Source organism: Sporosarcina aquimarina (genome assembly GCF_033253705.1).
Taxonomy (GTDB): domain Bacteria; phylum Bacillota; class Bacilli; order Bacillales_A; family Planococcaceae; genus Sporosarcina; species Sporosarcina aquimarina.
In genome coordinates this window covers 1-14,551 of sequence record NZ_JAUBDH010000014.1, presented here as the reverse complement: position 1 = coordinate 14,551, position 14,551 = coordinate 1, and the positions used below count along the sequence as shown (strand labels likewise).

19 protein-coding genes are annotated in these 14,551 nt (G+C 41.7%); 14 read left to right on the top strand and 5 right to left on the bottom strand.

Translation table 11 applies throughout. The features are described 5' to 3' along the window. The first annotated feature begins 38 nt into the window (after nucleotides 1-38). Nucleotides 39-1,847 (top strand): oligoendopeptidase F, encoded by a 1,809-nt coding sequence (gene pepF / locus QT716_RS15600; protein ID WP_317937081.1) that lies wholly within the window; start codon nucleotides 39-41, stop codon nucleotides 1,845-1,847. Nucleotides 1,848-2,668: 821 nt separating this feature from the next. Here the strand turns inward: pepF and QT716_RS15595 are convergent. The 3 genes from QT716_RS15595 to QT716_RS15585 all read right to left on the bottom strand — a co-directional run bounded on the left by QT716_RS15595 (nucleotide 2,669) and on the right by QT716_RS15585 (nucleotide 4,839). Continuing rightward, nucleotides 2,669-3,475, bottom strand: coding sequence for a DsbA family protein (locus QT716_RS15595; RefSeq protein WP_317937080.1), 807 nt, complete (start codon nucleotides 3,473-3,475; stop codon nucleotides 2,669-2,671). Next, nucleotides 3,472-3,864, bottom strand: coding sequence for a globin domain-containing protein (locus QT716_RS15590; protein WP_317937079.1), 393 nt, complete (start codon nucleotides 3,862-3,864; stop codon nucleotides 3,472-3,474). Before QT716_RS15590 ends, QT716_RS15595 begins: the two co-directional genes overlap by 4 nt. Nucleotides 3,865-4,131: 267 nt before the next feature. Then, nucleotides 4,132-4,839: a lytic transglycosylase domain-containing protein gene (locus QT716_RS15585; protein ID WP_317937078.1), complete on the bottom strand. Its 708-nt coding sequence runs from the start codon at nucleotides 4,837-4,839 to the stop codon at nucleotides 4,132-4,134. Nucleotides 4,840-4,994: 155 nt separating this feature from the next. Between QT716_RS15585 and QT716_RS15580 the strand changes: the two genes are divergently transcribed. The 4 genes from QT716_RS15580 to QT716_RS15565 are packed head-to-tail and all read left to right on the top strand — an operon-like array spanning nucleotide 4,995 to nucleotide 7,834. Next, a complete protein-coding gene (locus QT716_RS15580; RefSeq protein WP_317937077.1) occupies nucleotides 4,995-5,384 on the top strand; it encodes a UPF0738 family protein in 390 nt (129 codons plus the stop codon). A 29-nt stretch (nucleotides 5,385-5,413) separates the two neighbouring features. Further along, a complete protein-coding gene (locus QT716_RS15575) occupies nucleotides 5,414-6,088 on the top strand; it encodes a GTP pyrophosphokinase (protein ID WP_317937076.1) in 675 nt (224 codons plus the stop codon). Next, entirely contained in the window at nucleotides 6,085-6,894 is an 810-nt protein-coding gene (locus QT716_RS15570; protein WP_317937075.1) for an NAD kinase, read from the top strand. Before QT716_RS15575 ends, QT716_RS15570 begins: the two co-directional genes overlap by 4 nt. Further along, nucleotides 6,881-7,834 carry an RluA family pseudouridine synthase gene (locus tag QT716_RS15565; RefSeq protein WP_317937074.1) on the top strand — a complete coding sequence of 318 codons (954 nt, stop codon included), beginning with the start codon at nucleotides 6,881-6,883 and terminating at the stop codon, nucleotides 7,832-7,834. Before QT716_RS15570 ends, QT716_RS15565 begins: the two co-directional genes overlap by 14 nt. Here the strand turns inward: QT716_RS15565 and prpE are convergent. Further along, entirely contained in the window at nucleotides 7,798-8,541 is a 744-nt protein-coding gene (gene prpE, locus QT716_RS15560; RefSeq protein WP_317937073.1) for a bis(5'-nucleosyl)-tetraphosphatase PrpE, read from the bottom strand. The genes QT716_RS15565 and prpE overlap by 37 nt on opposite strands. Nucleotides 8,542-8,636: 95 nt before the next feature. Between prpE and mgtE the strand changes: the two genes are divergently transcribed. Both mgtE and QT716_RS15550 read left to right on the top strand, forming a co-directional pair. Further along, nucleotides 8,637-10,010, top strand: a complete 1,374-nt coding sequence (gene mgtE, locus QT716_RS15555; protein WP_398293830.1) for a magnesium transporter — start codon at nucleotides 8,637-8,639, stop codon at nucleotides 10,008-10,010. A gap of 48 nt (nucleotides 10,011-10,058) precedes the next feature. Further along, nucleotides 10,059-10,520 (top strand): hypothetical protein, encoded by a 462-nt coding sequence (locus QT716_RS15550; RefSeq protein ID WP_317937071.1) that lies wholly within the window; start codon nucleotides 10,059-10,061, stop codon nucleotides 10,518-10,520. 109 nt (nucleotides 10,521-10,629) lie between these two features. Here the strand turns inward: QT716_RS15550 and QT716_RS15545 are convergent, their stop codons facing one another. Further along, the gene (locus QT716_RS15545) at nucleotides 10,630-11,169 is read right to left on the bottom strand and encodes a CotY/CotZ family spore coat protein (RefSeq protein ID WP_317937070.1); all 540 of its coding nucleotides are present in this window, start codon (nucleotides 11,167-11,169) and stop codon (nucleotides 10,630-10,632) included. 158 nt (nucleotides 11,170-11,327) lie between these two features. Here QT716_RS15545 and QT716_RS15540 point away from each other — a divergent pair, with 158 nt between their 5' ends. The 7 genes from QT716_RS15540 to QT716_RS15510 all read left to right on the top strand — a co-directional run bounded on the left by QT716_RS15540 (nucleotide 11,328) and on the right by QT716_RS15510 (nucleotide 14,409). Further along, the gene (locus QT716_RS15540) at nucleotides 11,328-11,696 is read left to right on the top strand and encodes a hypothetical protein (RefSeq protein WP_317937069.1); all 369 of its coding nucleotides are present in this window, start codon (nucleotides 11,328-11,330) and stop codon (nucleotides 11,694-11,696) included. Beyond that, nucleotides 11,696-12,151 (top strand): stage V sporulation protein AC, encoded by a 456-nt coding sequence (gene spoVAC, locus QT716_RS15535; protein WP_317937068.1) that lies wholly within the window; start codon nucleotides 11,696-11,698, stop codon nucleotides 12,149-12,151. Before QT716_RS15540 ends, spoVAC begins: the two co-directional genes overlap by 1 nt. Beyond that, entirely contained in the window at nucleotides 12,145-13,152 is a 1,008-nt protein-coding gene (locus tag QT716_RS15530; protein WP_317937067.1) for a stage V sporulation protein AD, read from the top strand. Before spoVAC ends, QT716_RS15530 begins: the two co-directional genes overlap by 7 nt. A 10-nt stretch (nucleotides 13,153-13,162) precedes the next feature. Further along, entirely contained in the window at nucleotides 13,163-13,525 is a 363-nt protein-coding gene (spoVAE, locus tag QT716_RS15525) for a stage V sporulation protein AE (RefSeq protein ID WP_317937066.1), read from the top strand. Nucleotides 13,526-13,611: 86 nt separating this feature from the next. After that, nucleotides 13,612-13,752, top strand: coding sequence for a YjcZ family sporulation protein (locus tag QT716_RS15520; RefSeq protein ID WP_317937065.1), 141 nt, complete (start codon nucleotides 13,612-13,614; stop codon nucleotides 13,750-13,752). Nucleotides 13,753-13,773: 21 nt separating this feature from the next. Continuing rightward, entirely contained in the window at nucleotides 13,774-14,028 is a 255-nt protein-coding gene (locus QT716_RS15515) for a stage VI sporulation protein F (protein ID WP_317937064.1), read from the top strand. A gap of 69 nt (nucleotides 14,029-14,097) precedes the next feature. Continuing rightward, entirely contained in the window at nucleotides 14,098-14,409 is a 312-nt protein-coding gene (locus QT716_RS15510; RefSeq protein ID WP_317937063.1) for a hypothetical protein, read from the top strand. Nucleotides 14,410-14,551: the final 142 nt, after the last annotated feature.

The window sequence follows — 14,551 nt, the reverse complement described above, 5'->3', positions numbered from 1 at the left end:
TTCGAATCCCGAATCATCGGGATCAAGGAGGAATTCAATTGGCAGAGAAATTGTTAACCCGTGATGAAGTAAAAGTAGAAGAAACTTGGAACTTAGAAAACATTTTTACAAGCGATGAAGCATGGAACGAAGAGTACAAAGAGATTGAGAATCTTTCATCTCAAGCTGAATCCTTTCAGGGAAAACTGAATGATGGTCCTGAAGCACTTTTGAAAGCCCTTTCGTATCGTGATGAAATCTCACAGCGGCTCGGTAAGCTGTACACATATTCTCACTTGAAAACAGATCAGGATACAACAAATGGAACATATCAAGCGATGGACAGCCGTGCAAAAACGCTTGCTGTTAAAGTCTCTACAAAGCTTTCTTTTTTCCTGCCTGAGCTATTATCAATCGACGAAGCGAAGCTTAACAAAATGGTTGGAGAAAACGAAGGACTGTCTCTTTATAAGCAAGAAGTTGAGGAATTGAACAGCATGCGTCCTCATGTACTTCCGGCAGAACAGGAAGCATTGCTTGCTCAAATGTCTGAAGTTTCGGGTAGTTCGTCTAAAACATTCAGCATGTTGAACAATGCTGACCTTACATTCCCGACAGTTAAGAATGAGAATGGGGAAGAAATTGAATTATCACAGGGCCGTTTCATTAATTTCTTAGAAAGTCCTGATCGCAGTGTGCGCGAAGAAGCGTTCAAAGCAATGTACGCAACGTACGGTTCTTTTAAAAACACATTTGCCTCAACATTATCAGGTAATATTAAGGCACATAATGTAAATGCGGCGATTCGTAATTACGGTTCAGCTCGAGAAGCAGCATTAGCGAATAATCACATTCCGGAGCAAGTATACGATAACCTAATCAATACAATTTCAGACAATGTCGGCTTGTTGCATCGCTACATCGAACTTCGTAAAAAAGTATTTGAATTGGACGATCTTCACATGTGGGATCTATATGCACCACTTGTGAAAGATCTAGACATGAAAGTTACTTACGAAGAAGCAGCGAAGACTATGCTGGAAAGCTTTGAACCAATGGGAGAAGAGTATCGCTCCATCATTAAAAAAGGACTCGATAGCCGCTGGGTTGACGTACGGGAGAACAAAGGAAAGCGTTCTGGTGCGTATTCATCAGGCTCATATGGAACAAATCCATATATCCTCATGAACTGGCAAGACAATGTGAATAACATGTTTACACTGGCTCACGAGTTTGGTCACAGTGCACACAGTTACTATTCACGCGAGAACCAGCCATACATTTACAGTGGCTATTCAATCTTCGTCGCGGAAGTTGCTTCTACTGTGAATGAAGCATTACTTAATGACTATTTGCTGAAAACAACGGATGATGAACAAAAGCGAATCTACTTACTCAATCACTGGCTAGACGGATTCCGCGGTACTGTATTCCGTCAAACAATGTTTGCTGAGTTCGAGCATAAGATCCATCAGCTCGACCAAGAAGGAGAAGCATTGACTGCAGAGAAGCTGACAGAAGTATATTATGAGCTTAACCAGAAATACTTCGGCGGCGCGATGAATGTAGACGAAGAAATTGGTTTGGAGTGGTCAAGAATTCCTCACTTCTACATGAATTATTATGTCTACCAATATTCAACTGGATACAGTGCAGCTGTAGCATTAAGCCATCAAATCCTGAACGAAGGGGAGCCTGCTGTAGAACGCTATATTACAAACTTCTTGAAAGCGGGATCTTCTGATTATCCAATCGAAGTATTGAAAAAAGCAGGAGTGGACATGACGACGACTGCACCGATTGAAGAGGCTTGCCGTGTGTTTGAAGAACGTCTGAATGAGCTAGAGGAATTGTTAGCTAAGCAATAAAACAATATATTAAAATAATGAATAGACGAGCCTTCGTGGGAAAGAATCCCCGAAGGCTCGTTTTTTTACTGATAAAAGTGTTTATAAGTAAGCGTTTTCAATAAAGTACATGTGACAAATCAATGAAATTCTTTGTGAAAAGTTGATGTAACAATTATTTTATGATAAATTTAACTTGTGAATGAAACTCACAAACCAAACATACACCCCTTTTGTTTGAACGTGAACATTTTTCCCATTCCCTTTATACGAGCATCGCTTCCCCCCAGGAGCGATGCTCATTTTATTTGCGTTAGTTTCGGAGGGAGTGTGAAGGACTGTTCCGCTCATAAACGTGGGAAAGCGCTCATAAACAAGGGAAAGTGCTCATAAACGTGGGAAAGTGCTCATAAAACAGGAAATCCGCTCATAAACATGGGAAAGTGCTCATAAACGTGGGAAAGTGCTCATAAAACAGGAAATCCGCTCATAAACATGGGAAAGTGCTCATAAAACAGGAAATGTGCTCATAAACAAGGGAAAGTGCTCATAAAACAGGAAATGCGCTCATAAACAAGAGAAAGTGATCATAAACACAGGAATGCGCTCATAAACGAGGGAAAGTGATCATAAAACAGGAAATGCGCTCATAAACAAGGGAAAGTGATCATAAATACAAGAATGCGCTCATAAACGAAAGAAAGTGCTCATAACCGCAAAGATTCCGCTCCTAAATCACCAACTAACCCATCCATTCAACCCCAAAAATCACCAAATAAAAAAGCAGATGAAGAGATAACTCTTCACCTGCTGCTAATATGAAAATAACCTCTTATAAAAACTTAGCGTTTCCGCCACAACACATTATCATTTATCAAAACCCGCTCAACTTCTTGTTTAAGCAAAAGTTTTTTCAACTCACGTTCACTCTCTTTTTCAGGTACGCCATAAATTGATGCGATTTCGGACGTTGCGAGCATTTCAAAGCGTTTGAATAGTTCTTCAAGTGAAGGAGCGCGATCTCTAATGATTGGAGAGCCTGTCAATTCTTCTAGAATTTGCTCATAAATTTCATAACTATAAGAACCATCTACCATAAGTCCTTCGTCTTCAATGTTTTCGTTAAAGAAAACAAAAGTAGGAGATTGTATAACTTCCATCTCTTTTGCCATATGCAAATCGACTTGTAACGATTGCAATACATTCCTTGAAAAGAAATCACTGATGAATTCTTGTTTGTCGAGATTCAACTTTTCAGCAATTTCCACAAGTACCGAAAATGATTTTACATTACGTGACTTTAAAAAGGAGTACTCAAACAGTTTTGTAAGGAAACGAAACCCAGCCCGTTTACCTTGAAACTCAGCAGCTTTAATCGCAATGCTAGGAAAGGCAGGGTGTTCTTTTTCAAACGCACTTTTTCCTTCTTCTTCGCAGGGCGGAAGCGCTTTGTAATTCATCTTTGGCAAAGATGTCAACAATCCAATACGTAATGTGAAATACCGTTCGTACTCAACTTGCAGCCTTCTTAAAATGGGCTGCAATGACCAGCAATCTTTACATAAAGGGTCTAAAAAGACATACAACTCAATCGGTCGAGGGTGAGCGATTGCCTGTTGTTCAACTTCTGCGAAAGTTCTTCGGTTCACTGTTCTCCCTCCTCGCTCCTATTCACCATATGATTGGCCGTCAAGACAAGACGCTGGTAATAGATTTCACGAAGGGGTCCTTCTAGCCCGACTTCGTCCATTGCCTCAGCCATACAGGCGAGCCAAGCTTTTGCGCGAGTAGGCGTAATTGCGAATGGCATATGTCTTGCTTTCATCATAGGATGTCCGTGCTCTTCAGTATATAAATTCGGTCCGCCCAAGTATTGGGTTTGGAATTGTTTCTGCTTGCGTGCTGTTTCACTAAGATCACTTGGAAAAATGGGAATAAGGTCCGGATGAACTGCCACTTTCGCGTAAAACCGGTCGATTAGTTCCGACAATCGTGCTTCACCGATCTCCTCAAAGGGTATCAAAGGCTTTCGTGTCATGAATGTCATTCTCCTTTGTTGTTACTCTGTATTCCTATTTTAGCAACCACACAATTCTTTCACAAATAAATAGCTTTCGACAGTTGCCCATAATTGCGAAAAACAAGTCTTAAGAATGGATAATCACTTTTATAAAAGTAAGTTAGAGTACAAATTTTGTCGATAAAACCAGCGTTTCTAAAGGTTTTAAAGCGATTATGGTAACCCTGTATCGGAAAATAATCTATCCTGAATGTCGAACTCTACTAGTGACAATTTAGTATTCGTTCAAGCCTTAAACGTATCAACGTTATTCAATACTTTTGTGACATAGTTTTGTGTTTCGCGAAATGGAGGAATCCCACCGTATTTGCGGACATTTCCAGGTCCAGCGTTATATGCAGCTAGCGATAATTTTACATCTCCATCAAACTGATCGAGCATTTGACGTAAGTATTTTGCACCGCCCATAATATTTTGTTCCGGATCAAAAGAGTCCTGTACACCTAAAAACTTCGCAGTTCCTGGCATGAGCTGCATCAGTCCTTTTGCGCCTGCGTAACTTACTACATCGTTATTGAAATTCGATTCTTGTTTAATAACCCCAGCAATCAATGCAGGCGGAACATTATAGCGTTGTGCAGCTCTGTCGATTAAAGGAGCATATGCTGTTGGCAACTCTCCAGCATTGCTAGTAGAAATTGGTGGGCGGCTTGCACTCACGCTATCTATGAAAGTAACATCACTCGATGATTGGACAGCAGGTGCTGTGACAAACGCGAATGGATTCACTTCGAGAGGGGATTTAATGCTTCCAAGTGTTGTCGCTGAATAACTTGAGAGGGAATCGGATATGGATTGACCGCTTGTCATTTCGTTTACAAGCGATTGGAAAAAATCCGAGCTCCCACTGGCTGGTTCAGCGGCGGATTGAACAGCCCCTAACGTCTGCAATGAATTCAATTCGAAAAGTGTACGCATCATTCTTGTGTCCATACTGATCAATCCCTTCAATACTGAATAGTCCGTGGCACTTCTAGTTCTCCTTTCAGTATATCAATTTCTGTGTTGAAAGCACAATCCTGACTGCAACCGCGCTAACAATATGGTAAACTAACCTTACTGTACATAAGGGAATAGGAGTGGAAAAAGTGCGTATTGAACATCAAATTACTCAAGGACAATTGAAAGAGGGAGCAGTTTGTTTTTTCTATGAAGGGGAAAGTAAGACGTTGGGGGAAAAACCTTCTGGCAAGATGATTACAGATTCGGATGCATGTTGTTTTGTGTACTTATTTGAAGATGGGGAAGATTATCGATACATACATTTTACAAAGGAAGTTTGGCCGCTAATGCAGCAACTTGTTGAAGCAGAAGAGGATCCAATTCTCGAATGTACGGATTGTACTATTGAACTGACTGGCTTTACAGAAGAGCTCACTATGCTGATTTTTAATATCGAAGGTAATGGAAACTACGGTGAAACATTTATGCTAGCTGTAGAGCAAGCATTTGAAAAAACATTAAAACAAACCAGCTGACTAGAACGAAAAAGGGAGGCGGATGCTAGATGAGAATGTGGAATGATTTTCTTGCTCCCTATAAACAAGCTGTAGTGGAGCTCAAAGTGAAGTTGAAAGGATTACGCCATCAATACAAATTAGAAGATCTGCATGCGCCGGTGGAATTTGTAACAGGCCGTGTAAAACCACTCGCGAGTATTTACGACAAAACCCTTGAAAAAGGGATTCCATTTGAACCATCTCCAGAACTTGCAGCTGAAGTACCTGATATTGCGGGCCTTCGTATTATGTGTCAGTTTGTCGATGATATCGGGAGTGTCGTCAGTATGCTCCGCATGCGCAATGATTTAAAAATTGTCGAAGAGCGGGACTACATATCGAACAAAAAGCAAAGCGGATATCGCTCTTACCATATTATTATCGAATATCCTGTTCAAACGATTCATGGTGAAAAGACAATTCTTGCTGAAATTCAAATTCGGACATTAGCAATGAATTTCTGGGCATCCATCGAGCATTCCTTAAATTATAAATATCAAGGAGAGTTACCTGATGTCATTCGACAAAGACTGGAAGGCGCTGCTGAAGCTGCTTTTCGGCTTGATGAAGAAATGTCAACTATACGAGATGAAATACATGAAGCACAATCTTATTTCAGTTCATTTAAAGAAACGGAAAAACGAGACATTCAAGACACTACTTGGAAGGGGGAGCCAGAATGACAAAGTTCGCGATTCAATCACGCAATGATGATTTATCAAACAAATTAATGGCAGAAGCAAAAGAGTATTTAATCGAATTCGGTTTAACATACGATGAGGTCGAGCCGGACATCGTGCTTTCTATTGGTGGAGATGGAACATTGCTGCACGGGTTCCACAAGTACGTCCATCGCATTAATGAGACTGCTTTTGTCGGGATTCACACAGGACATCTTGGGTTTTACGCAGATTGGAAACCTGAAGAAATAGAGAAATTAGTCATTATGATTGCTCGTAAAGACTACCATGTCGTACAATATCCACTGCTCGAAGTAGAAATCACTTATACACATACTGATGAAACATCCAAATATCTTGCGCTGAATGAATCTACGATAAAATCGCCTGAAGTTACCTTAGTCATGGACGTTGAATTAAACGGAGCGCATTTTGAACGATTCCGCGGAGATGGATTATGTATGTCAACGCCTTCAGGCTCAACAGCCTACAGTAAATCATTAAATGGAGCGATCTTGCATCCGTCATTAGCATGCATGCAATTGACGGAGATGGCATCTATTAATAATAGAGTGTTCCGTACGGTTGGATCTCCGCTTGTTCTGCCTTCACACCATTCATGTTTATTAAAGCCGGTGAAAGGTCCGGATTTCATGGTTACAGTGGATCATTTACAATTACTGCAAAAAGATGTGAAGTCTATTGAATATAAAGTATCGAAAGAACGTATTTCGTTTGCACGTTTCCGTCCCTTCCCATTCTGGAAACGCGTATCCGAATCCTTTGTAGCAAGTGATGAAGAAAAGTAATCCAAGTCCGTTACAGTTGAAATTCACGGTGGATGAACCACTAATGTTACGTGACTTTTTAAAGAAGAAAGAGATTTCAAAACGTGCGCTAACAACGATTAAATACGATGGCGGTTCTATTAAAGTCAATGAGGTCGAGAGAACAGTTCGCTGGATGCTAGAGCCAGGCGACAGCGTCATGATTGAGTTTCCATTGGAAGTGTTAGGGGACGGTCTAACTCCGGAGTATGGAAAGATTGCCATTATAGAAGAAGACGACTCTCTTTTAATCGTAGAAAAGCCTGCGGGACAAGGAACTATTCCTTCACGGAACCAGCCAAATGGAACGCTTGCTAATTTCATCGCTGGGAAATTTGCTAACGAGAATCATCCGGCTACTGTACATGTTGTGACCCGATTAGATACGGACACTTCAGGAATCGTTTGCATTGCGAAAAACCGCCATATCCATCACCTGTTAAGTCAGCAGATGCAACAAACAGGTGTCGGAAGGCGGTATGTGGCATTTGTGAGTGGATGGATCCATGTAGAAACTCAAATGATTGAACAGCCAATAGGCAGGAAAGAAGGCAGCATCATAGAACGTGTTGTTCGTACAGACGGGCAATATGCACGCACAGATGTTACAGTTCTCGAACGTGTTGAATTAAATGGAAAACATTTTACAGTTGTGGAGCTACAATTATATACAGGCAGAACCCATCAAATCCGTGTGCATATGGCACATATCGGGCATCCGCTGCTCGGAGACGACTTATATGGCGGACCCTGTGAATTGATAAGACGACAGGCGCTCCATTGCACTTCAATTGAATTTCAACATCCTGTTTCACACGAACATCTCACTTTTAAAAGCGACCTTGCCGATGATTTACAAGCGTTATTGACAGCAAGCCGAAGACTTCAAGAAGCAGGGAATTCAGTGAATTTTTCAGGTTGAAGCGGCTGATGGGAAGGTACGGATAACACTTCCAATTCGGGCCAGCGTAAAGCGGTTAACGTGCCACCAAAAACACAACCCGTATCAATATTCACAGTGTGATTCACAAATCGCGGTTCATGGATGGGTGTATGCCCATACACAATCCAAGGATTTCCTAGGTACGTCTTCGCCCAATCGCGGCGAACGGGACGTCCGTCCGGCATGGTTCCCCCGGTGATATCACCGTATAGTACAAACGTACGGACAGATCGGGATGGCGGCGCTTCAATAAATTTCTCAGGAAGTCCTGCGTGTGCAATGATGAGCTTACCGTCATCCAGCTTGTGAAATAAGGGCAAAGCTTCGTAAAAGCGGATATAACGTTTAAGTAATGATGAACGTTCTAGTTTAGTCAGTTGATTGAGCTCTTCTATTGTCGTTTCTAAACCATGCGTTTCCTGGACATTATTTCCCTTTGCATATCTGTATAATTTGTTACAATGATTTCCCGGGGAATAAATAAGCTGCTTGTTATCCTGCATGGCGAATAATAAGTTCATTACTTTAAGTGAAGAAGGGCCTCGGTCCATTCCATCTCCGACGAATGCGAGCTGTCTGCCGGATGGGTGGGTTGGAATTCCTGACTTCAGGGAATACCCAAGAGAGTCTAGCAGTTCAAGCAATTCATCGAAACAGCCATGAATGTCTCCAATAATATCAAACAAACAATAAACACTCCTTTTAGCAATTAGTATTTGCAAAGTACTTAGTCAGTATACAGGAGGTATGGTAGTTGGCGAAAAGAAAGGAAGGTGTAGCTGTGGATACAACAGAAGAGCGCAGAGAAGAAGTCGATTTCGACGAAGAAAAACTGAGAGAAGATCTGGAACGACAAGATATAAAAGCGTTCCGGGATGAGTATTTACTGCTTCACCCTTATGACAGAGCAATCTTTTACGAAAAAGCGGGTCCTGAACTTAGAAGGACGATGTACTATTTCTTATCTCCGAAAGAAATGGCTGAGATTTTTGAAACAAGTGAAATTGAAGAAGAAGAATACGAAGAGTTCCTTCAGGAGATGGAGGCGACGTACGCCGCAGAGATGATTTCTTTCATGTTTGTGGATAACGCGGTCGATGTCCTGAAAGAACTCGATAAGTCCCAAAGCGTCAGCTATTTGACACTCATGGACAAAGATGCGGCAGCGCAAATTAAAGAACTTCTGCATTATGAAGAATATACAGCCGGATCGATTATGACAACAGAGTATGTCACAGTTCCTCAAAATTCGACAGTTCGTTCTGCCATGAACATTTTACGCATTCAAGCACCTAGTGCAGAAACCATCTATTACGTCTTTGTAGTGGATGATGACAATGTTTTAACAGGTGTTGTTTCTTTACGTGACTTGATCACCTCTGAAGAGGATGTCCTCATTGAATCGATTATGAACGAACGGGTTGTCAGTGTGTTAGTGTCTGACGATCAGGAAGATGTAGCACGTACAACACAGGATTATAATTTACTGGCAGTCCCTGTTGTCGATTTCCAACAGCACATACTCGGTATTGTTACAGTCGATGACGTCCTCGACGTACTAGAAGAAGAGGCTTCAGATGACTACTCTAAATTAGCTGGTGTATCCAACATGGATACGTTTGATAAAAACTCCTTCTCCGCGGCGAAAAAGCGGGTGCCTTGGTTGATCATCCTGCTGATTCTTGGGATGATCACAGCAAATCTGATCGATATGTTTACAGATACAATTTCACAAGTAGCCTTACTTGCAGCATTTATTCCACTTATCGCAGGAACGGCAGGTAATAGTGGAACGCAGGCACTGGCCGTTGCGGTCCGTGGTATTGCTACACGGGATATAGAAGAGGAAAGTAAGCTTAAGTTATTAATAAGAGAAGCAGGTACTGGTCTAATAACAGGATTAATATGCGGTGTTTTTGTTATTGGTCTAATCTTTTTCTGGAAGCATGAACTCATTATTGGAATGCTCGTGGGGGCAGCGATTTTTGTATCGATTTTCGCAGCAACAATTTCGGGATCATTCATTCCATTGTTCATGCACAAGATGAAAATTGACCCAGCAGTTGCGTCCGGACCGTTCATCACAACATTAAATGACTTAATCAGTATTTTGATTTACTTAGGTTTAGCAACGACATTCATTAATTTACTTTGAAGTGTGTCACGCCTGGGCATGGGCTGCATATAATGCAGTAAAAAGGATGTGGCGTCTATTTCACTCCGAGCCCCTTTACTATTCATCGATGGTCCGGAAATGGTAACGATTTTTGAGGTTTCTAAAGAAGAGAGCACGTCCATTTATTGGGTCGGAAACGATCCGGAGTTAGTGGAAGCAACTGATGAAGAGCCAGTTAAAGAGGAAGTTAGCAGGAATTGGAATGTCCAAGAAACGAGTGTTCCACTTAGCGAACAACTACCAGATGCAAGGTTGGAATCGTCAGTAACCAAAAAACTACGTTACTTAGCGGAGCCGTTTCCGCGAACTGCGTACCGGCCATTGCAATTTTTAGTGAACGGACAGTTATTGACAGGTGGAATTGAGTCGTTGTCAGGGTCACAAGTGGCGATTGAAGTGACGAATGAAAGTAAGGATATGAACGAAGTTCGAATGCTTGACCTCCAGGAAATTGAAGAAGTGTTTTGGAAAGGGTCTCCATTCACTTAATAAGGAAATGCTTCAGCTCTTTAACGAGCTGGAGCATTTTTTACTTTGAAATAAAAAGAGACTGCCGCAAAGGGCAGTCTTTCTAACATAGCAATCGCGGGATCGATGCTTACGTTGTTGTATTACACTGTGTGACAAACGTGTCTGTGATGCACTGGATTGCACAGAAGCAGTTTAAATCTACTGTGATACAAGACTTTGTAGCTCGGAAGCGTTCCACTTTACAAAGCTTATCTAAACATACTTTACCGCAGTCAATAATATCGACCGGCTTGCCATCCTTATCTAGTGGCTCGAGTACCATCAAGGTTGCACAGCAATTGTCAAAGATGTTTTGTACTCTGAAGAATACAGAGAAACAATTGATGCCATGATGATGTGTATGACTCTTCGGACGATACATCGCCTTAAAGAAGTCACCATCCTCCGTTAGTAAAGAAAACACCCGTGTATTGAAACGCTCACTTGCGGGGCTTACTAAACTGCCTAACGGTCTCATGAAACAGTCTGTATCGCAGTCAAAACAATCATCATCTTGGTGAGTATCTTGAAGGCGCTTGATGAAGCGGACTGCCTCACATACACAGTGTCCATGTGTTGGAGACACCTTATCCCCCGTATTTTCATTCTTTCCACATCCACAACTCATTGATCATTTCCTCCTCTCGTTTGTTCTCTATACCTTATGGCGTTGTGTACCTATCTGACAGGGCGTCTGTACAACATTGCATAAATAGTAATTGTTTAAGGCATACTGGTTAAAAAAAGGAGGAGAGGATCATTCGTAAATTTATACTCCTGATTTTGATGACGGGTCTATTAACAGGCTGCTCAACTTCGGTTGGGTACAAAACGTTAGATACGTCGGATACAAAAGGCGAAAAGGTGGAAGCACTGATTAAAGAAGACTCTCGTATTAAAAATGCTGTAGTCCTCATCCATGAAGATCGGCTGATAGCAGGCTTGCGTGTTAATACGTTTGAACGGTTCCACAAAAGGAAAATCGCAAAAGAAGTAGCAAAAGAGCTGGAAAAGCAGTATCCCGATTTAAAAGTTACCGTTTCTGCGGATAGTAAAGTTTTACTCGAGACAAATAAACTGATTGAACAAGAAAACAAAAAGAACTTCACGAAAAAGATGAAGAAATTAAGTGCTTTAGTAAAGGAAGAGACCTAATGAATGAAAAAAAGTATCAACAACTAGAACAGCAAATAACTCCTAAGCCTCCATACGTTAAAAATTGTCTTACCGCTTTCCTTACAGGGGGGGCAATTTGTTTAGTAGGTCAGTTTGTTGCGCTCTTTTACATTACCTTTTTTGACTTTACAGAACGAACTGCAAGTAATCCGACAGTAGCGACGATGATTTTCTTGGCGATGCTGCTCACTGGATTTGGGTACTATAAAAAGATTGCACAATTTGGCGGAGCGGGGAGCGCAGTGCCGATTACTGGATTTGGAAACGCAGTTATCTCGTCTGCAATTGAACACAAATCAGAAGGATATGTGTTGGGTGTAGGAGGAAACATGTTTAAATTAGCTGGATCTGTTATTTTGTTTGGAGTATTCTCTGCGTTTGTTGTCGCACTCATTAAAGCAATTCTTGTCGGATTAGGGGTGGTTTCATGGTAGAAAAACGTGGATTGCTCACATTTAACTCTAAACCCGTCATTGCATCGACTGGCGTAACGATGGGACCTCTTGAAATGAAGAAGAGTCCATTTGGTAAGTATGCTGACAAAGGGTATGACGATGAACGTTGCGGACTGAAAACAAATGAACAAGGTCATGCAAAAATGATGGAAGATGCATGCATGATTGCACTTAGTAAAGTAGATAAGACGCCATCTGATGCAGATTTTGTATTGATGGGGGATTTGGTCAATGAAATGACGCCTTCTAATTTTTGTGCATCCACCATTGGCATTCCTTTTGTGGGATTATTTTCAGCATGTGCAACGTCGATTTCATCATTACTGACAGCTGCCCTCTTGACAGAGGCAGGAATGTCCAAACTTTCGCTTGCAGGGTCTTCAAGTCAGCACAATGCGATTGAACGTCAATTTCGATATCCATTACAATATGGGAGCCAAAAAGCTGCAACGGCCCAATGGACCGCAAGTGCGGCAGGAGTTGCGACAGTTATCCCTTATATAGAAGGAGCCCCAGTCATCACATGCGGCACAATCGGTATTGTTCAAGACATGGGATTGACTGATCCGCTTAATATGGGAGCAGCAATGGCGCCAGCTGCTGCGGATACATTTAAACGGCATCTTGAAGGACATGGAACCACACTGGAGGATTATGATTTAGTCATGACTGGTGATTTAGGTAAAATAGGTTTTGAACTGTTCAGGACGCTTCTTGACCAGTGGGAATACAACACTGGCAACACGCTAAGGGATGCGGGTGCTGAATTTTATGGGAAACATCCAGAATTTCTCGCAGGAGCAAGCGGATCAGGATGTTCTGCATCGGCTTACCTGTCTGAAGTGTATGACAAGATGTTGGCGGGGCAATTGAAACGAGTGCTATTGATTGCGACAGGTTCTTTGATGTCTCCACTTTCTTACCAACAGGGTGATACGATTCCGTGTATTGCACATGCTGTTGAAATCCAGATGAAATGAGTGGTTTGTTTTGCTATCTATTTATATAACGAGTTTTATTGTAGGCGGACTCATTTGCGTCGTGGGTCAGTTAATGATGGATGTAGGAAAGTTAACACCTGCGCATACGCTTTGTACGCTAGTTGTGGTCGGTTCGATATTGGATGGATTCGGTCTTTATGAACCGCTGATTGACTTTGCAGGAACTGGGGCTACCATTCCGATTACATCATTCGGTAATGCATTAACCCATGGAGCACTCGCAGAAGCTGAAAAACACGGTGTCGTCGGTGTGCTTACAGGTATGTTTGAAGTGACAAGCTCCGGCATTAGTGCAGCCATTGTATTTGGGTTCATTGCATCACTGATTTTTAAATCTAAAGGGACGATTTAGACAAAGTCCTAAAAATAGTTTCAAATGTCCTGCCCGCTTCTCTCTGTCTTTGCATAGGATACAGAGAAGAGAGGGGGGATTTTCTTATGTTTGGTAACTATTGCTACGGAGGGCCACAATATGAGGGTGCCTACGATCGTGGGTGCAACCAAGGAGGCGGCTCTACTTTCGTATTGCTCGTCGTTTTGTTCATCTTGCTTATTATTGTCGGAAGTACGTTCTGCTAAATGAGAGGGGGAAACGGGAGTATGAATGACTCCTTCTTCAAGAAAATAGAATCAAAAACGGGTGTGCCTATGGAAGAAGTATTCGCGTTAGCTAATGCGATACAACATGCAGACTTTAAAAATGAGCGGCAAGTCAGGCGAATTATCCAAAATGTAGGGACACTAGCAAACAAGCAAGTACCTCAGCATTTAGAAGACGAACTGGTTAACTCGCTTATTTCGAGTGGAAAACCTGTGAATATCACGGATATTCAAAAAATGATAGGAAGACAGTAAAAATACGTTTTAAAATTTACAGAGCGGGTATTGTAGATTACTGAGATAACGAGAAAGCAGGTGCAGGAAATGGGATATCAGCTGCCGATTCAGCCAATCCAATCACAAATGTATGCTAATCGCATGGAGAATGCTTCGCCATCCTTCACGTATATTGACCGGACACAACCTGTGAAACTTCAATTAGAACATGAGCAATGGCAGAAACTCCTCCGGCGTGAGCGTGAACGGAATGCTGAACGGGAATTTGGTAAACCATTTGCTAAACGTAAATCCTTATCACCCGCTAAAAACGGGTTCATCCAACCGAATCCTGTAAATCTTTCAAAAGAAGTCGCAGTGGTTGTTGGAAAAGGTATTGCCGTTAACGAATATGTATAAAATAGAATTTAAAAGAGGTTGGGACAAAACTAGCTCATATGAAGTAAAAAAGCGAATCCTCACTTGAAATTCAGTGAGGATTCGCTTTTTCTTGTCATGAATTCCTATTTTCAGTCTGGTTAACTGTTCATAGCCGTGTATT